Origin of the sequence: Rhabdochlamydiaceae symbiont of Dictyostelium giganteum (genome assembly GCF_964291045.1) — a bacterium.
Lineage (GTDB): Bacteria > Chlamydiota > Chlamydiia > Chlamydiales > Rhabdochlamydiaceae > PALSA-1444.
The window spans coordinates 655,330-674,251 of sequence record NZ_OZ197277.1; the positions used below are offsets into that span (position 1 = coordinate 655,330).

General features: G+C 37.6%; 12 protein-coding genes and 1 pseudogene. 2 read left to right on the top strand and 11 right to left on the bottom strand.

The window, feature by feature from the left end; genetic code table 11:
- Positions 1 to 59: 59 nt before the first annotated feature.
- Positions 60 to 7,658 (bottom strand): ankyrin repeat domain-containing protein, encoded by a 7,599-nt coding sequence (locus tag ACI7T6_RS02260; protein ID WP_404665973.1) that lies wholly within the window; start codon positions 7,656 to 7,658, stop codon positions 60 to 62.
- A gap of 150 nt (positions 7,659 to 7,808) precedes the next feature.
- Here ACI7T6_RS02260 and tnpC point away from each other — a divergent pair.
- A pseudogene (gene tnpC / locus ACI7T6_RS02265) lies at positions 7,809 to 9,293 on the top strand (IS66 family transposase).
- 176 nt (positions 9,294 to 9,469) lie between these two features.
- Here tnpC and ACI7T6_RS02270 read toward each other — a convergent pair.
- The 10 genes from ACI7T6_RS02270 to ACI7T6_RS02315 all read right to left on the bottom strand — a co-directional run bounded on the left by ACI7T6_RS02270 (position 9,470) and on the right by ACI7T6_RS02315 (position 17,995).
- Positions 9,470 to 10,321: a bifunctional 5,10-methylenetetrahydrofolate dehydrogenase/5,10-methenyltetrahydrofolate cyclohydrolase gene (locus ACI7T6_RS02270; protein ID WP_404665974.1), complete on the bottom strand. Its 852-nt coding sequence runs from the start codon at positions 10,319 to 10,321 to the stop codon at positions 9,470 to 9,472.
- A gap of 101 nt (positions 10,322 to 10,422) precedes the next feature.
- A complete protein-coding gene (locus tag ACI7T6_RS02275; protein ID WP_404665975.1) occupies positions 10,423 to 10,950 on the bottom strand; it encodes a hypothetical protein in 528 nt (175 codons plus the stop codon).
- A 249-nt stretch (positions 10,951 to 11,199) separates the two neighbouring features.
- Positions 11,200 to 12,549: a UDP-glucose dehydrogenase family protein gene (locus tag ACI7T6_RS02280; protein ID WP_404665976.1), complete on the bottom strand. Its 1,350-nt coding sequence runs from the start codon at positions 12,547 to 12,549 to the stop codon at positions 11,200 to 11,202.
- Positions 12,531 to 13,214, bottom strand: coding sequence for an ABC transporter ATP-binding protein (locus tag ACI7T6_RS02285; RefSeq protein ID WP_404665977.1), 684 nt, complete (start codon positions 13,212 to 13,214; stop codon positions 12,531 to 12,533). The genes ACI7T6_RS02280 and ACI7T6_RS02285 overlap by 19 nt, the downstream gene beginning before the upstream one ends.
- The gene (locus ACI7T6_RS02290; RefSeq protein WP_404665978.1) at positions 13,211 to 15,160 is read right to left on the bottom strand and encodes an ABC transporter permease; all 1,950 of its coding nucleotides are present in this window, start codon (positions 15,158 to 15,160) and stop codon (positions 13,211 to 13,213) included. Before ACI7T6_RS02290 ends, ACI7T6_RS02285 begins: the two co-directional genes overlap by 4 nt.
- Before the next feature lie 3 nt (positions 15,161 to 15,163).
- Positions 15,164 to 15,322 carry a 50S ribosomal protein L33 gene (gene rpmG / locus ACI7T6_RS02295; RefSeq protein WP_404665979.1) on the bottom strand — a complete coding sequence of 53 codons (159 nt, stop codon included), beginning with the start codon at positions 15,320 to 15,322 and terminating at the stop codon, positions 15,164 to 15,166.
- A 113-nt stretch (positions 15,323 to 15,435) separates the two neighbouring features.
- A complete protein-coding gene (gene tsaD, locus ACI7T6_RS02300; RefSeq protein WP_404665980.1) occupies positions 15,436 to 16,449 on the bottom strand; it encodes a tRNA (adenosine(37)-N6)-threonylcarbamoyltransferase complex transferase subunit TsaD in 1,014 nt (337 codons plus the stop codon).
- 91 nt (positions 16,450 to 16,540) lie between these two features.
- Positions 16,541 to 16,972, bottom strand: coding sequence for a hypothetical protein (locus ACI7T6_RS02305; RefSeq protein ID WP_404665981.1), 432 nt, complete (start codon positions 16,970 to 16,972; stop codon positions 16,541 to 16,543).
- 234 nt (positions 16,973 to 17,206) lie between these two features.
- The gene (locus tag ACI7T6_RS02310; RefSeq protein ID WP_404665982.1) at positions 17,207 to 17,623 is read right to left on the bottom strand and encodes a hypothetical protein; all 417 of its coding nucleotides are present in this window, start codon (positions 17,621 to 17,623) and stop codon (positions 17,207 to 17,209) included.
- 222 nt (positions 17,624 to 17,845) lie between these two features.
- Positions 17,846 to 17,995 carry a hypothetical protein gene (locus ACI7T6_RS02315; RefSeq protein WP_404665983.1) on the bottom strand — a complete coding sequence of 50 codons (150 nt, stop codon included), beginning with the start codon at positions 17,993 to 17,995 and terminating at the stop codon, positions 17,846 to 17,848.
- Here ACI7T6_RS02315 and ACI7T6_RS02320 point away from each other — a divergent pair.
- Positions 17,994 to 18,875 carry a TerC family protein gene (locus ACI7T6_RS02320; RefSeq protein WP_404665984.1) on the top strand — a complete coding sequence of 294 codons (882 nt, stop codon included), beginning with the start codon at positions 17,994 to 17,996 and terminating at the stop codon, positions 18,873 to 18,875. The two genes, ACI7T6_RS02315 and ACI7T6_RS02320, sit on opposite strands and share 2 nt — an antisense overlap.
- Positions 18,876 to 18,922 lie beyond the last annotated feature (47 nt).

Genomic DNA, 18,922 nt, shown 5'->3' on the forward strand with positions numbered 1-18,922 from the left:
AACATTAATCTAGATTAAGCATCCATCTTAGATAGAAAACGCCCCTGGAAATAATTAACCTAAGATAGTGCGCATCTATCTATTTTGCCCCGTTCTAATATCCGCGGAGTATCAGGTGGAGTCACTTCTTTTTTCTCGCATTCTTTTAAAAGATTGTTTACTAATTGATAGCTCTCAGATGTTCGGTAATCTGTCTCTCCAAATTGTTTTATTCTAGCATCTAATTGCTTTTGAGCTGTTGTAAGAGCTTCTTCTTTTTGCTCAAATTCTTTGAAGAGATCAATGACTAATTGATAGCTCTCAGATGTTTGGTAATCTGTCTCTCCGAATTTTTTTATTCTTTCGTCTAATTGCTTTTGAGCGATAGCAAGAGCTTCTTCATTCCTTTCGAGACTTTTTAAGAGATCAATGACTAATTGATAGCTTATAGCTGTACGGAAATCTACCTCTCCGAGTTCTTTTATCCTTCCGTTTAATTGCTTTTGAGCGGTAGTAAGAGCCTCTTCATTTCGTTTAAGCCCTTTTAAAAGATCAATGACTAATTGATAGCTCTCAGATGTACGGGAATTTGTCTCTCCGAGTTCTTTTATTCTAGCATCTAACTGCTTTTGAGCGATAGCCAGAGCCTCTTCTTTTTGATCCAAATCTTTGAAAAGGTTAATGACTAATTGATAGCTTTCAGATGTACGGGAATCTGTCTCTCCGAGTTCTTTTATTCTAGCATCTAACTGCTTTTGAGCCATCGCAAGAGCTTTGTCTTTTTGATCCAAATCTTTGAAGAGGTTAATGACTAATTGATAGCTTACAGATGTTTGAAAATCTGTCTCTCCGAGTTCTTTTATTCTAGCATCTAACTGCTTTTGAGCGATAGCCAGAGCCTCTTCTTTTTGATCCAAATCTTTGAAGAGGTTAATGACTAATTGATAGCTTACAGATGTTTGAAAATCTGTCTCTCCGAGTTCTTTTATTCTAGCATCTAACTGCTTTTGAGCGATAGCCAGAGCCTCTTCTTTTTGATCCAAATCTTTGAAGAGGTTAATGACTAATTGATAGCTCTCAGATGTACGGGAATCTGTTTCTCCGAGTTCTTTTATTCTAGCATCTAACTGCTTTTGAGCGATAGCCAGAGCCTCTTCTTTTTGATCCAAATCTTTGAAGAGGTTAATGACTAATTGATAGCTCTCAGATGTACGGGAATCTGTTTCTCCGAGTTCTTTTATTCTAGCATCTAACTGCTTTTGAGCGATAGCCAGAGCCTCTTCTTTTCGTCCTAAAATTTTGAAGAGATCAATGACTAATTTATAGCTTACAGATGTTTGAGAATCTGTCTCTCCAAATTTTTTTATTCTTCCGTATAATTGATTTTGAGCCATCGCAAGAGCTTTGTCTTTGTGATCCAAATCTTTGAAGAGATTAATGACTAATTGATAGCTTTCAGATGTACGGGAATCTGTCTCTCCGAGTTCTTTTATTCTAGCATCTAACTGCTTTTGAGCGATAGCCAGAGCCTCTTCTTTTTGATCCAAATCTTTGAAGAGGTTAATGACTAATTGATAGCTCTCAGATGTACGGGAATTTGTCTCTCCGAGTTCTTTTATTCTAGCATCTAACTGCTTTTGAGCGATAGCCAGAGCCTCTTCTTTTTGATCCAAATCTTTGAAGATGTTAATGACTAATTGATAGCTTTCAGATGTACAGGAATCTGTCTCTCCGAGTTCTTTTATTCTAGCATCTAACTGCTTTTGAGCCATCGCAAGAGCTTTGTCTTTTTGATCCAAATCTTTGAAGAGGTTAATGACTAATTGATAGCTTTCAGATGTAAGGGAATCTGTCTCTCCGAGTTCTTTTATTCTAGCATCTAACTGCTTTTGAGCTATCGCAAGAGCCTCTTCTTTTCGTCCTAAAATTTTGAAGAGATCAATGACTAATTTATAGCTTACAGATGTTTGAGAATCTGTCTCTCCAAATTTTTTTATTCTTCCGTATAATTGATTTTGAGCGATAGCCAGAGCCTCTTCTTTTTGATCCAAATCTTTGAAGAGGTTAATGACTAATTTATAGCTCACAGATGTTCGAGAATCTGTCTCTCCGAATTTTTTTATTCTTTCGTATAATTGATTTTGAGCTATCGCAAGAGCCTTTTCTTTTTGTCCGAAAACTTTGAAGAGATCAACGACTAATTCATAGCTCATAGATGTTCGATAATCTGTTTTTCCAAACGTTTCTATGGTTTTATCTAATCGTTTTCGAGCTATCACAAGAGCGTCCTCTTTTGTTTCAACTTCTTTGAAGAGGTCAATGACTAATTTATAGTTCATAGACGTTCGATAATCCTTCTCCCCAAATGTTTTTATACTTGTGTCTAACTGTTTTTGAGCGATAGCAAAAGCTTCTTTTTTTTGTTTAAGCGTTTCAAAAAAATTGATTATTATTTTATAATTCTCAAATATCAACTGATTTTTATTTTCTAATACTGCTTTTCTTGCTTTTAATAGATGCTGCGCTAAAATAAGTGCCTCTTCTTGTTGCCCGATTTTATTTAAGAGATGAATTACTTCATCACCTTCTTTCAGTACAGTTTTTTTTGCTTCGAGAATATGTTGCGCTACAATGCTTTGTTCAGTAGCTCCTATATCTATTTTTGACCCAATATTTTTTAAGAGCGTAATTACACTTATATAACATTGAGCTGAATCAAAATAATTTTTTTTAGGCGTATCATTTTCTTTATTTGGAATTTGTTGAGCGATATATAAATTTTGTTGAAATTCGAAAATTTTGTCGTCTTTTTGTCTTGAATTTTTTAATACTCCCATTATTTTCTCATAGATCTGGAGTTTCTCCTGAGAATAGGTAGAGGAGGTTTCTTTATTGGGCATTAAATCATTAAGTGCTTTAATCACAACATCGTAGCTTTTTAATCTTGCCTCAAGAGTTTTTTCTAAGGTGTTGTTTTGATTTTCTAACATACACCGAGCAAAGGTCAACGCGTCGATTTCTTTTTGTGAATCGCACAAAAACTTAAGAATTTTTTGATAGCTGTTGAGTGTTTTGGGGTGATTTTCTCCTAATTGTTGCCTTTGTTTATCTAATCTGTGCTTGGTAAAATATAAAAAATATTCTTCATTTTTTGCCTTGAGAATAAATTTCATTGTTTCATTGTAGAGCGCTAAAGTCATATCATGATCTTCTCCAAACGAGCTCCCCAATTGATCTACGAGTTCTTGGATGGGCAAAATCATATTTTCATTTAGGGGCACATTTCCTAAGAGGTAGATAAATCTACCATAGCTTTCATTTGTTTCACCATCCGGCTCTGTAATAAAACGTATTCTATTTTTTAGTTCTTCTTGAGCTAGGAAAAAGGCTTCTGGATAATTTTTTAACCGGAGTAAAATATCGATGACTGTATCATAGGCGTCTAATATCTCATTATTACTATCTCCTAAAATATCTAATTTGAGTTTCAACACGATATTTGCATAATCAAGAGCCCCTTGATAATGTTCTAACCTTATTAAAATAGTTATGACTGTGTCATAACTTTGGAATAGTCCATCAAAATCATTATCTACTTGAGTCTTTGATATTTTCTCTCTGCTTTCTAAGAGTATTTTTGCGTGTTTTAGAGCTTCTTTATTTTCTTCTTGGTTTTCAGCAATGTCATATAAAATGGTGACAATTCGGCTACGGCTCTTTAATGTCTCAGGGTGGTTTTCATCTAGAGTTTTCATTTTTATTTCTAAAGCTTCTCTGACAAAAGGAAGCTCTTTTTCAAACTCTTCACGATCATGTAAAAGCCAAATAACTGCATCATAGCTTTCTAATAAGTAGGGATTATCATGATTGAGTAATTGCTTTCTTATCATGAGAGCTTTTTCTGCGAGGATTATAGCCTCCTCCGTGCTCTCTGTATAACGTATACACCGACTTTTAATTTGATAAAGTTCTGCCGCTATTAAGGCTTCCTCTCGGTCTAAAGAGTTAATATCTCTATCATTTAATAAACTGGTGCCATCACTCTTGAATAATTTAAGACTATTTTGATCTAGTAATGCAATGCCTTGATCAATGTATTGATGGGCTATATTGCGCGGTGATACATAACGAGAGTAGGCCCACCCTAAATGGCTTAAGAATTGTATTTTTTGATGATTCTCGAGAGCTTCAAAAAGATTTGTCATTCCATAGAGACGAGATAAATGAGCTCGGTACAAAATTTCTAATTTTTGATCGAAATAATTGTTTTTTGAATAGCTAGGCTCTCTTAGCTGTTTGATTGTGTGATTGATAGAAATACAAGTCTTTTTAAAAAAAATGTCTTTTTTTTCTTTGATTGAAAGTTCCATCACTTTTTGAACAAGTGAGTGAACTTGATAGTATTTTTTTTGATCAAGTTCGCCAATTATTTCTCGAAAAAATGAATAGCCTTTTAGTAGCTTAATAGCCCCTAAAATAGAAACTTCATCTTCCTGAGGGTAAGATAAATGGGCCCAGGCGTGGAGTAGATCCAAGGGGATATCTTCCTCTCCAAGAAGAGCAATCATCTGCATCATCTCAATGGCTAAGAATCCTTTTTCCTTTTCTTTAATCGCATCTAAAGAGACTTGCCAGGTGATAAAAATAGAGGCCTCTTCTGTGGGGAGATCAATATCATCTTTGCCAGGAAGTTTTGGATCACGTGCTTTAAATCTCCTTTCATATTCACAAAGAGAGATATTCTCTTGCTCTAAATATCTTGCAATATGAGAGAGTGCGAGTGGATGATATCCCACTGCTTTAGCAAGGGTTTCTGCAGCTTTTTTCTCTTCTTGAACTGGCTGATCTACCTGAGTAAGGTAGTGTATAGCCTCTTCTTCAGAAAACTCTATTAAGGGAATTACTTTAAACCCATTAACGTGAGCTTTATCTCCTACCCTCGTTGAGATTAAAATCTGACATCGATTGGTGTCGGGGATATAGTTTTTTAATTCTGTAAAAAAATGCTCATCATCAAGTCCATCAATGACAAAAAGTCCTGGCAGGGTCATTTGTTGGAGATACACTCTTAACTCAGCTAAGGTTTCCTCATGCTTCTCTTTTTTAATATTTAGAAGACCTGCAAGTTCAATAAGTGCTATTCTAATTGCACCAGAGGCTGTTGCTTTAATGAGATAGATAAATCTATATCTTGCTAGTTCTAAAGCATATTTAAAGCTTAAGGTGCTTTTTCCTATCCCTCCTAGTCCTGCAATAGCTACTTTAGAAGAACTAGCGAACATTGTTTTTAAGTCATGCAGTTCTTTAACTCTTCCCGTAAAGAAAATTTCTCTTTGAGGGATATTATTAATACAAGAAGATTGCTTTGGCAATAAGCTTTCATGAGAGAGAGAATGATTTTTAAGAAAAATGTCATATTTCCATGGGATGAGATTGTTCTTAGTTCCTAGATAAGTAGAAGGAAGATGTTTCTCCAGTAACGATTTTTTAGCTGATGAAAAAAGGCATTCAACCTTCTTTTCAGCAGCTATCATATGATCGTTGTCTTCTTCTGAAAGGACAATCTTCTTAATTCTTCCTCGAGAAATTTCCTCTGAAGGATTTCTTTGTTTAGCTTGGTTTATGTAAAGATCAATGAGTCTAGATACAAGAGGCATCTCTTGTAATATAGTTTCTTTTTCGGCTTCTTGATGATCTATTTTAAGCGCAAGCGTCCGGTAATTAGTTTGCTTTCCTTTATAGTAAGGATCTTCTTGATAGACGTGATCATCAAATCGATCTACAAGAGAAGTTGTGGAAGGAGCGATCATTTTTCCATAGGTTGTATCATCATAGAGATCACCATCACTATTTTTCCTTCTCAATATAAGAGGTTTAAAAATCCCTGGGAAGGCAAGTGTTGCAGCTAAGACATCAGAAAGCAGAAAATCCCCATATTCAGGATTTTCAGAACTGAAATGGATAATTTTTCCTTTAGTTAAACTATAGGCAGTAAGATGAATATGGCGATATTTTTCAGGATACCGTTGGATTTTTTCAGCTAGCTCTTTGAAAGAGAGGTTCTCTATTTTTACCTGATGATTGATGACTTCTTCAAGACTGCTTCGAAGCTCCTCTGTTGTACATAGTGCTATAGAGAAATCTAACCGCTTTTTTTCTGAAGAGGGTGGTAAATAAAGATCTTCAAGTTCTTTAAACTGAACATCTGTAAGAGAGGAATTAATAGTAAATAGATCTTGAAGGGAATTAAATGATAATTCTTTAATTTGTGAGGAGGTATATCCAAGAGCTAGGAGCGTTGCAATAATAGATCCCATTCCCAGTCCTGAAAATCTCCGAATCTCTTTTAAGATTTTTTTAGATCCTAGCCCTTTAATAATCCCAATAAACCCTTCTTTCTGATGATAACTTCCTTCTAAAATCAAATTAAATGGGGCGCTTTCGTAAAAATCCGCCTCTTTAATTTTTTCTGACCGTATTGAAGCTATAGAATTTTCTAGAATATTTTTACATCTTTTAATGACAGCATGTTCAGCTTCTTTCCCTTGTAAATAGGCAAGCGGTGTTTTGCCAGCTTCATCAGTTTTATTAGGATCTGCTTTTAGCGAAAGTAGTAGAGTGATTGCATCTGGCTGCTTTCCCTTCACTGCAAAGTGAAGAGTCGTTCCAGACTTTTCAAGCTCTCCCTTATGAATATACGCTCCTGTATCAACAAGTGCTTTTATGGCAAAGAGATCTCCTAAAAAAGCAGCGAGTTGAAGAGGAGTTCTTCCTGATCTATCTTTAATTTCTAAAATATGTTTTATTATAATATGCTTATCATTTAAGAGATAAGTAAGCATTTGAGGTTGGTTTGAGTGGATCGCAAGATGGAGAACGGTTTTAATATCTGGAATAGCATCTAAGAGACTGATATCTTTAAATTGATTGTGCTTGAGAAGAAGCTCTAAGATATTAGGATACCCTGAGGTAACTGCAAGAGCGATGAGTGAGATCATCGTTTTCCCATTCCTCCACTCTTGTCCACTGATTCCATACTCCAGGAGCCGTTGAAGAACTTTTTCATGCCCTTCATGAATTGCCCAATGAAGAGCAGTCAATCCTCGAGCATCTTTATCTTTAACATTTACAATACCAGAATTTCCTTGAAGAAGATCTCCAAGCATGTCTTCCCTTCCATAGATAGCTACTAGATGAAGGAGTGTTTTTCCTCTAAGCTCCTCTCTTCCTTCTAGCCCTTTAAGCTCCATCAGACTATCCACAGGATAATGACCAATGAGATAAGAAAAAAAACCTTTTTTCCCTTCTCGAATTGCTGCAAAGGCAAGATTCATCCCTTGTAAATCATAAAGCTCAAGTAATTTATCATAGACAAGTGCATCCCACACATCAGGTTTCATTTCATACAAAATAATATGAAAAAGATAATCTGCTAGATGTTGATCATTCTGCAAGCTTTCTTCTGGGACTGCTTGAATAAAGGCATCCTCAAAACCATAGGTTTTCATCAAAGAGCGTAGCTTCTCCTTTTGAATAGAAGAGATAGCAGTAGATCTTAAATCAGATGAAGGAACATTCATCCCCTGAGGTAAGGAAGAAGTGAAAGACGTAAGCGAAGAATTGATAGAAGAGGCTACTTGACTATTTTTATACGAGATATTCGTAAGAGATGTACTCATAAAAAACCTTTAATATGATTATCTTTGAATTTAACTTTACATCTTGAGGCTTAGGAAATATTTTATCAAATAAAAAACGTAACTATTCAGATACCCCCTCCTGATAAATTTTTTATTCCCTTTTACAATCATAGTTAGTAACCTGGGAATATGTCGATAAAGCCAGAAAATTTTACACCGGATTTTAATGAAGAACTTTTAAAGACGCTCCCTAAACGGACACCACTATATGTTCGCCATTTGATACGACATTTACTGATTGTAAATCAACAATCAGAGGTTGCTATTCAACAATTAAAAGCCGAGGTTCAAGATTTAAAAGCTATAGTTTCTAAAAATAGCTCTAATAGTCATAAGCCTCCTAGCAGTGATGGCTTTAAAAAAATCCCTAAAAGCTTAAGAGAGTCTTCAGGTAAAAAAGTTGGAGGACAAGAGGGACATAAGGGCGTAGGAAGATCGCAAGTGAGTAATCCTGATCATACGTTTTTATTAAGTCCTGATCGCTGTCAACATTGTCACGCTTCTCTTGAGGAAATTACAGGAAACTGCGTAGAAAAAAGGCAAGTGTTTGAGCTCCCTCAACCTAAGATAGAAACGACTGAATACCAAGCTATAGAAAAAACATGTTTGCGCTGTGGACGATTAACAAGGGCTTCTTTTCCAGAACATGTTAAAGGTCCTGTTCAATTTGGAAGCCGGGTAAAAGCTTTAGCTAGCTACCTAAGCTCTCTACATTTTATCCCCGTAAATAGAATTTGCCAAATTTTTAAAGATCTCCTTGGAATATCCCTATCCCCAGGGAGCTGCATGAACATCAATACACAGCTTTTTACAGAGCTTTACTCGTTTGAAGAGGGATTAAAAAAGGATCTTTTAAGTTCAAAAGTCTTACATTTTGATGAGACAGGAATGAGATGTGAGAAAAAGCTGAAGTGGATCCACGTAGTAGCATCTGAGATGGCAACTTTTTACACGATACATCATAAGAGAGGAAAAGAAGCCATGGATGCCATGGGAATCTTACCTCTTTTTAAAAACTATGCTGTTCATGACCACTGGAAATCTTACTTTAATTATCCGGGCTCAAGTCATGTGCTGTGTAATGTCCATCACTTAAGAGAGCTCAATTTTATCCATGAAGAGGAGAAAGAGGAGTGGGCCTTGGCCATGAAGAAGACTCTTCTTTTTGCTTATCAAGCCCTCAAAAAAGGACCTCTATCAGAAGGAATTATCAAAGAAATCCATCACTCTTATAATAAAGCTATCCAAGAAGGACACTCTTATCACGCAAAACTTGAATCTTTAGCTCCCGGAAAAAGAGGAAGAACTAAGTAAAGGCCAGGGAAAAATCTACTAGATAGGCTAGAGCAAAATGCCACTTCTGTTCTAGCATTTACTAGGGACTCTAAAATCCCTTTTAGTAACAATCAAGGGGAACAAGATATTCGGATGGTTAAACTCAAACAGAAAATTGGAGGGTGCTTCCGAACAATTCTTGGAGGACAAATTTTTTGCCGAATTAGAAGTTATCTTTCCACAGCCCGTAAGCAAAACTGGAATATGTTGGATGCGATTACAGATGCTATCCAAGGAAATCCGTATCACCTAACAGGTCCTCCTCAGTTAGTTCTTTAGATTTTTAAGAACTAGATCATACCCCCTATACACAAATATGTGTATAGGGGGGGTATCTGAACAGTTACTAAAAAACATGCTAAAGATGAGACAGGCTCAAGATTAGAGGGAGAGCGGCGATATTTTATTTTTCTTAAGAATAAAAGAGCTAGAGAATAGTCATGACTAAAGCGGACTTAAGACTCATGAGATCTTTGATACGCGAGCGCTGTATTAGAAAGAAGCATCGCAATGGTCATAGGGCCAACACCTCCTGGAACCGGTGTTAAAAAGGAAGCCATTTTCTGTACCTCCATAAAATCCACATCTCCTACAATTTTTCCCTCTTTTCTATTAATACCAACATCAATCACAATCGATCCCTCTTTAACCATGGGGGCGGTGATAAAATGGGGAACCCCGATCGCTGCAATCAAAATATCAGCAGAACGGGTTAAGGTAGCAAGATCTTCTGTTGCGCTATGAGCAAGTGTTACTGTGGCATTATGTTTTTTATTTTTCTGCGAAAAAAGAGCCGCAAGAGGTTTTCCGACAATTAAGCTTCTTCCCACAATCACCACATGTTTTCCAGGTATAGAGATATCATAGTGATGAAGGAGTTGAATAATCCCTAAGGGAGTACACGGTATAATGCCTGTAGGATCTTCTGTGATTAGCTTTCCTAAATTAAGAGGATGAAATCCATCCACATCTTTATGAGGAGAGACACGCTCAACAACTGCCAAAGAGGGAAGATGAGAAGGAAGCGGCTGCTGAATTAAAATCCCATCGGTATCAGGGTCTTGATTTAACGTGTCAACAAGATGAAGGAGTTCTTGCAAAGAGACGGTTTCAGGGAGTTGATACAGCTTGGAATGGATCCCCACTTCTAACGATTGCCGGTTTTTCATCCTCACATAGGTTTGAGAGGCCGGGTGATCTCCAACGAGGATAAAAGCTAAAGAAGGGGCTCTTTTAAAAACAGAAATCTTTTCTTTTAGCTCTTTTAAAACGGTTTGTGCAACAACGGTTCCTTCTAAAAGCTTCATGTAGGGGATTCTCCAGGGGTATCTAATGATTCTCTTTTTAAGTCTAATCAAAAAGAGGCTTAAATGGTAAGAAAAGTTCTTCTTTTAGAGTTCCTTAAAAGCTATCTTTTGTAAGAGTAGGGGTTTGAAAATAGCTTGTTTTGAAGTTTTTTTAAATCTCTACCTATAAAAATAGGGCAGGTGAACCACAAAAAGCTATAAACACCATCCATCAAAGGAAGAAAAAGGCAATCGGTGATGAGTGATCTTTTACTTAAGGGAATGCCTTCATCAAAAATAGAGATCAAAAGAAGCTGAAAAACCGTAAGAGATAACGATAAAGTAGCTGTAAAAAGAGAAAAGGCAAGAGGCTTATCTTCAAAAAAATGTCTTTTTTGAGGGTAGAGTAAAAGAGATGCCATCACAAAAGAGAGGGCATAAATCCCAAAATGAAATTCGGAAGATAAAAGATCCAAAATAAGTCCGCACCCACAGCTGATGAGTAAACTCCTTCTTAAAGGAAGAGCGTGATACACAAAGGGGAGAAAAGGGGCAAAAGCGTTTAAAGAGATGTGAGGGAAAATAGCTGAGTTAACGATCGCTATAATAAGAGAGAGGATAAAAGGAATATAAAGAGGGATACCGTACATCTGAATCTCTACCTTTAATAGAAAAGGGGAGCGATTAAGTGTGACTTCTCTTTGAGAAAAGTCTCTCTCACTTCACTGAAGTGAGCTCTTAGATCTTTTAACATCAAATATTCCTTATTGTAATTGACTGAAAGTGAAGGTTTTTTAAGTCCCTTATAACTAGCCACTTTTGTAGAGAAAATCAACTACCGGGTGAGTGATTTCAATAAAAATAGCTCTTAACTTACAGCTAAAAAGCTTAAACATCCTTTAAGAGATGGAAACGGTTTCTACTAAAAGAGAAGAAGGCGTTCCTATCCCGTGGTAATCAAAGCCTAAAGACCGCATCTTTTCTCCTTCAAACACATTTCTCCCATCAAAGAAGGCAGACCCTTGCATTTGAGCTAAAATAAGAGAGCAGTCACATGTATAAAATTGAGGCCACTCTGTCATGAGGACAATAGCATGAGAGGTAAGCGCGCATTCATATTCATCCTCACACCAGGTGATCAAAGGACTTTGTAGGACATGTTTTGCTTTGAGGATTGCAATCGGATCATAGAGCCTAAGTAGCGCCCCGTGATCTAACAGTTGCTGAATGAGTGTCAAGGAAGGAGATTCTCTTAAGTCATCTGTATGGGGTTTAAACGCAAGACCTAAGATGCCAATTGTTTTTCCAGTCACTCCTCCTTTAGAAGAAAAATAACTTTTTATTTTATGAAACATCACCTCTTTTTGTCTTTGGTTAACAGCATCCACCTCTTCTAAAAGAGAAGGAGAGTACCCGAATTGTTTTCCAAGAGCGACAAGCGCTTTCACATCTTTTGGAAAACACGACCCTCCGTAGCCAGCTCCTGCATTTAAAAAATGGGGCCCAATACGGTGATCAGCGCTAATCCCTTTTTTAACATCAGATACATTAGCCCCTATCCGTTCACATAAATTCGCGATTTCATTGATAAAAGAAATTTTTGTTGCAAGCATGGCATTAGCGGCATATTTTGTCATCTCTGCAGAAGAGGGGCTCATGACTAGCCACTTATCTTGAGAAAGGGCTAAAGGGTGATAAAGCTTCAGCGCTGTCTTTAAACTCCGTTCATTATCTACCCCCAAGATGATGCGGTCAGGATGTAGACAATCTTGGATAGCGCTTCCTTCTCTTAAAAACTCAGGATTTGAAATCACATCAAAAGAGACATGAGAGGGGAGTCTGGATTGAATAAGTGCTTTAATCTGAAGCGCTGTTCCTGGAGGCGTGGTAGACTTCATGATAATCGTTGATCCCTCTGTCATTTTAGGGGCAATAGAGGTAGCTGCTTTTAAGACAAAAGAGAGATCACAAGAGCCGTCAGGAAGAGAGGGGGTGGGAACTGCAATCATGTAAACTGTGCTCCGAAGAGTAGCTTCTTGGATATTTGTAGTAAAAGATAAGTTTCCCTCTTGAAGATGACGCTTTAGCATCTCTTCTAAGCCTCTTTCATAAAGAGGAGGAATTCCTTGAGAGAGCATCTTGATTTTTTCCTCATCAATATCTAAACAAATAACAGAGTGAGAAAATTCTGCTAGGCAAACAGCTGTAATGAGGCCGACATAGCCTGCCCCTAAGATGGTGACGTGCATAATAAAATTCCATTTTGAAGAATGTAGTGCTGATGACAAAGAGAGGCGAGCTTTAAATCATGCGTGACAATCATCACAGCTTGATTTCTTTTGGCTGCGCACTCAAGTAAAAGAGTATAAATGGATTCTGAGTGAAATTGATCCAAATTCCCAGAAGGCTCATCCGCTAAAATCAGCTCTGGATCGTTCATTAAAGCTCTTGCAATGGCTACACGCTGCTTTTCTCCTCCAGAGAGAAGCTTAATGGGAAAGAAGAGCCTCTCTAATAGCCCCACCTCTTCTATAAGATGAAGCGCCTTTTGATAAGAGGGCGATCCTTGATGAATTCTTTTTCTTGCAATGTGAGCTGGCATAAGAATATTTTCTAAAACAGTGCACTCTTCTAAAAGGTGGTAAGCTTGAAAAATAAATCCTATATGCTGAGATCTCATAGAGGCTGCATTCTTGGAAGAAAGAAGCTCCCCGCAAAGCGTGATAGTTCCTGAAGAGGGGAAATCAAGCCCTCCTAATAGATGCAAAAGCGTTGTCTTTCCTTCTCCTGATTTCCCTGTCACTGCGATAGTGTCTCCTGGATAGATATCCAAAGAGATGTCCTCTAAAATGGAGGTGTTTATAGGATGAGAGAACTGTTTAGATAGGTGAGAAGCCTTAAGTAAGGGATTCATTCTGACCTCAAGATTTCAGAGGGAGTAAGCCTGCATGCTTTTAAAGCAGGGATGAGGGCTGCAAGAAGAGAGAGAAGGGGCGCCGTCACTACAATAAAATAAAGTGCAGAGAGGCTCATTTCAGAGGGGAGAGAAGAGCCGTAGAAGGCCGGGTTAAAAGCTGGATATCCTTGAAGCCAGCTAAGCGCTGAAACGAGGCTGCTTAGATGTTTTAGTGTGAAAAGAGCTGCTAAAATGCCCAAAGAAGTACTGAGAAGTCCAATAAGGGCGCCGCACGCTCCAAAGATGAAGGCAATGCTTTTTTTTGAGGCTCCTAACGCCTCTAAAATACCAATCTCTTTTCGCTTATCATACACAAGTAAAATCAAGAACGAGATGATATTAGAGCAGGCCACAATTAAAATGATGCCGCCTAAAAAAACAAATAAAACACGGTCACTTTGAAACTGCAGCAGGAGATCTTTAGAAAACTCATAGTCATGGTAAGAGGTCACTTTCCAGTAAGAAGAAAGAGAAGACTGATCTAAAAGGGCTTGAATGTGATTTTTTAAAAAAGGAGTTTGGCGAAGATCTTGATGCCATACACAAAAGCCGCTTGATAAAGAAGGATCAAAATGTTGCATGACACTTGATGTTTGAATGAGATGAACGACATCAGGTGAGGCAAAAAGCGATTTATTTCCGATAGGAGTCACCCCTGGATTGTAAAAACCAGCAACTGTTACAGAAAGCTTTTGCTCTTGAAGAGCCCCTGTTGTCACAGCTTGATATTGAATCCATCCTTTATCTCCGATTTGAACACCGAGATCGCAAAATCCTTTGGCTAAGATAACAGGATGAGATGAAGACAAAGGAGGAGGAGATAAGGTTTTTAGGGGAGTTTCCTTAAGAGCTATTTGTACAGGAGCAAGCTCTTTCCAAGGCAAGGTCCCTTTAAGGGGGCAAGATCCAATTTCTCCTTCTACAGCAAGCTTTAAATGAGAGAGAGATTGAAGTAAGTGCGCGTTTTCTAAAGCAGCTGTGACACGGAATTGAATAGGATCTTCTGCAAAAATAGGAACATCTACACGCTCTTCATTCCAGAAAATCGCCTGATCACGCCGTTTAAGAACTCCCTCTTTACAAGAATTTGCATTGCCTACTCTAAGAGAATGCAGTTTTCCCTCAGAAAAGAACCTTTTAGCGGGTATGCTATAGTTTTCAGGAAGGAGATGGTAAGGAATATTCCACGGGAGCGCGCCTGTTTTGACGGTCTGAAGTGTGGCATGGGTAAAAAATTGAGATAGCTGCTCTGAGGTTGCAAGCGGAGTAAAAAGATTTTCTAGGGTCTCTTTAAGAGGAGGGATGAGAAGAGCTTGCAGGTAAGAGTTGTTTTCTGGAAATGATTGAAGATAGCACGCTTGCGTGAGAAATTGAGGCCCTCTTTTTTTTCCTGTAAGAGACGGCGTCATTTGAAGCTTGAGCACAGCGCCGCTTAGTTCAAAAGGAGAATACTCAGCTGTTGGATCAACTTTTTTTACAGATTCTAAAATTTGAGCCAGCAAAGTGACAGGGTCTTGAAGAGCCCCTTCAGCACTTAAGTGCGGCTTTTCCCAATCTAAAGGAATCATAGGGTCTGTTAAGGGGTCGTAAAGATCCTTGCCTTGATCTTGAAGCTTTTCAGAAAAGCTTCTCGGTTGATAGCTTGCCTTAGAGCTAAGGGTATCTGCTAGATAGTAATACGACTTAAAATAGGCGTCTTTAGGGGTGATTCGCAAAGGAGCATGAAGAGAGGTGAGCTTATGCAGCCACGCTTTTTCAATGCCCTCTGTAATAGATAAAAAGAGTAAAAGAAGCCAAACAACTGTTGTAATGACAGCTACCGAAACGGTTGCTAAAAGAGCTACAGACAGTTGTCGTTTGCGAGGAACTAAATACTTTCGTAGAATCGAAAGTTCAAATATCAAAGCTTATTTTGCCTCTTTAAAGACGACATGCTTTTTCATTCTTTTGTCGTATTTTTTGAGTTCAAGTCTTTCGGTCGAAGTTTTTTTGTTTTTTTGAGTCCAATACACTTCAGGACTTTCTGTGCTTTTCAATTTAACAAATTCGCGTGCTGTTTTTGCCATAAGATTCCCTTTCAAAGAGGATTAAATACATAGGATATCCGATAGAGAGAAAATAATCTATCAAATTCAATTTTTGAAAAGAAGAGAGGATAAAAGAAGAGTCAATACCTCTTCTAGAAAGGGATCCTCGTTTGAGGCTCTAACGTTAAAGGGTGCCCTTGAAGACCTACTTTTTGATAAACATGAAATCCTAGACCTGCAATCATCACAGCATTATCAACAGAGAGTCCTAAGGGGGGAAAACACACTTCGATAGGGCTTAAAGAGAAAAGAGATTGGAGATACCGATTTTGAGAGACGCCCCCTCCAAAAAAAATCATCTTACATCCAAAGGCTAAAGCCGCCTCCATCGCTTTTTTATGAATATTTTCTAGAGCTGTTTTTTGAAAGGCAGCAGCCACATGAGCCTTATCTTCTTCTGAAATGATGAGAGAGGTGTCTTTGTGACTATTTTGCCCTTTTAATGTGTATAAAACATTGGTCTTAAGACCGCTAAAAGAAAAATCCCAAGGCCTTCCTTTCACAACTCCTGGTTTAAAGTGATAACGCGTAGGGTCTCCCTTTAACGCCAGTTTTTCAATTTCAGGCCCTCCTGGATAAGGAAGATCAAGAAGCGCTGCAACTTTATCAAACGCCTCTCCAATGGCATCATCAACAGTTGTTCCAATTAATGTATAAACACCTACAGCCTCGATTTTGACAAGAAGTGTATGTCCTCCTGATATCACCACACCTAAAGCAGGAAAAAGAGGTTTGGGGCAGTGCATGAGCGCGGCATATAGGTGGGCCTCTACATGATTGACTCCTACAAACGGGCGCTTCCAAGAGAGAGCAAGCCCTTTTGCAGCGGTAAGTCCCATGAGGAGCGCGCCAATCAGGCCTGGACCGTAAGCCACAGCAATGACATCAATATCTTGAGCTTTTAGGCTGGCCTCTTGAAGCGTTTGATCAATCAGAGGAATGAGGACATCAAAGTGTCTTCTGCAGGCAAGTTCTGGATAGACGCCTCCATACTGACTATGCAGATCAAATTGCGTGGCAACGGTTTGAGCAAGCACATGCCTACCATCTTCCACAATAGCGCAAGCTGTTTCATCGCATGTCGATTCAATTCCTAAAACTTTCATAAGGAAAAAGTGTAACCCATTGAAAATAAAAATTAAAGAGGAAGAAAAAATCTCAACCTAGACTCTTAAGGCCTAGGTTGGTAAGAGAAGATTAGAGCATTTTATTAAAAAGTTTATCTTGAAAAAGATATACAGGACGGCTGGTGAAGAAAAGGACTGTCATCAATTTGATGGCAGTCTTATTCCATTTTTTGGAGAAAAGACCTTTTCCCTCGTCTGGATGAATCAGTTTAGGGATTTTTACAGCCAAATACCGAAATGAATATTGGTAAGCACAGCCAAGAGGAGAGACAAAGGGGAAAATATCACGTAAAAAATTAGGTGTTTTCCTCGTTGAGCTGATTTCTCTAAAAATAGCTACTGCAGCAGGGTATAAAATAGCTACTAACGCAGCAGCCATAATTTTTTTATCTGTAGGCGAAATCTGTTTGCTTTGACCTACTAAATACTTTGCTATAGCAAATCCTGATGTACAATAGGCGGGAATAAAATAACTAGCTGTTTGTTTCATTAAATTGATCATGAATTCCTCATTAATTAAATGACAATATCAATAATAGATGAAAATTTAATAAAAAGCATATTTAAAACAATAACGAATGAAGAATCGAACTTATCTTCTTTAGAAGAAGGTATGATGACAAAGAGGGCGCTTTAAAGATTGATTAACACCTAGAGTCGCTATCAAAACATGTAAAAAAAGGGAGAAAAAACTCAAAACCTAGATGGGTCATCTAGGTTTTGAGGTAGATAGAGATTAAAAAAACTTATTTGTAATCTTTTCTCCTAGGGTCCATGCAGGGCGCCCCGTGAGGAAAAGTATGGCTAATAATTTGATGGCGGCGACATTCCACTTTGTTGACAATACTTTAGAATTACTTAAAGTATTCATTTGATCTTTGCAAAGACCGACGGAATACTTGTATGTGTGAGCAAGAGGATTGATAAGAGGGAGTATATTGGATAGAAAGGGAGAAGACTTTTCTCCTGTGATTTTATTAAAGATCGCCACGGCTGTAGGATAGGCAAAAGCGACTACAGCAGCAGCTGCAATCTTTTTATCCGTAGAAGAGATAAATTGACTTTTCCCCATTAAATATTTTGCGGCTTCAACTCCAGATGAACAATAAGCTGGAGTTAAATAACTAGCTGTTTTGAGTATAAAATTTATCATAGAGCATCCTTTTTTTATCAGGCGTTAAAATGAGAATACGAAAACCCTTGATTAAAATGCTATAGATAAAAAATATTAAAATATGTAGGCATAGGGTCAATTCTCCTTTAAAAAGTTAAAATACATTTGATTTTTGTGAAGTAAGGTATGTTTTCATGCGTAAAAGTTGCTTGGTCTTTAGAAAATCAAGGCAAGCAAGAGCTAGAGATAAAAAGCTAGGGTTTAAAGGGGCACGGTGTTAAAAAATGGATAAGATCCAATTCTCATGAATGATTGAGGGTGGTAGTTAGAAAATAGGACATAAGAGAGCCGTTTTTCAAAAGGAGGCTTTTTATAAGGCGCTTTAAGAGTATAATAGAGAGAGTAAATCATGTTTTGGATCATTTTTCACGTTATTTTTGTCACCCTATTTTTCATTGACCTCACTCTTAAAATCTCCTCTTCTTTTCAAGCGCTCTTTAGAAGTTTTCTATGGATTATTCTCACGTTGATTTGGAACGGGATCATTTATTGGAAGATGGGAAGCGACTTAGCTTTAGAGTTTTTTACAGCGTATGCTGTAGAAAAGCTTTTAAGTGTGGATAATTTGTGTGTTTTTGCGTGGATTTTTTCTTATTTCAAACTCTCTTTACTACAGGAAAGGTGGGTTCTTACCTGGGGTATTTTAGGAGCTAGTGTATTTCGGTTAAGCTTAATTGGACTTGGGATCAAGATTTTGAGTTGGTTTCATCCACTTCTTTATCTGATGGGATTTGGGATCATGTACATGGGCATTAAGTTTTTTGGGTCATCAACTTCTCCTTTTGATTATCAAAAAACCCTTCATTTTTTTAAAAAGCATTTACCTATTGCAGAAGTTCTTAATCAAAATAGGCTCTATGTTAGAGAGGAGGGGAAGTTTAAATGGACGCTTCTAGCGGTAGCTCTTTTTTGTATTGAAGGAGTTGATCTTATTTTTGCGCTAGATTCTGTCCCGCTTGTTTTTGGAATCACTCACAATCTTTTTATTGCCTATACGTCTAATATTTGTGCTATTTTAGGGCTTCGCTCTCTTTATTTTGCCTTGATTCCTTATTTAGAAAATATCGAGAAGTTTCAAGGGACTTTAGGATTGATTTTACTTCTCATTGGAGCAAAAATGGTGCTGAGTTTTATCTATGAAGTGCCTCCCTTACTTTTCCTTATGCTCATCGTAAGTGTGATCATTTCTATGGAGATCAGGAAGAAGTTTTTTTCTTCCTATAACTCTTAAGATTAAGAAAAGAATGTCTCTCATGCATTTAAAAAGAAATCAGTTCT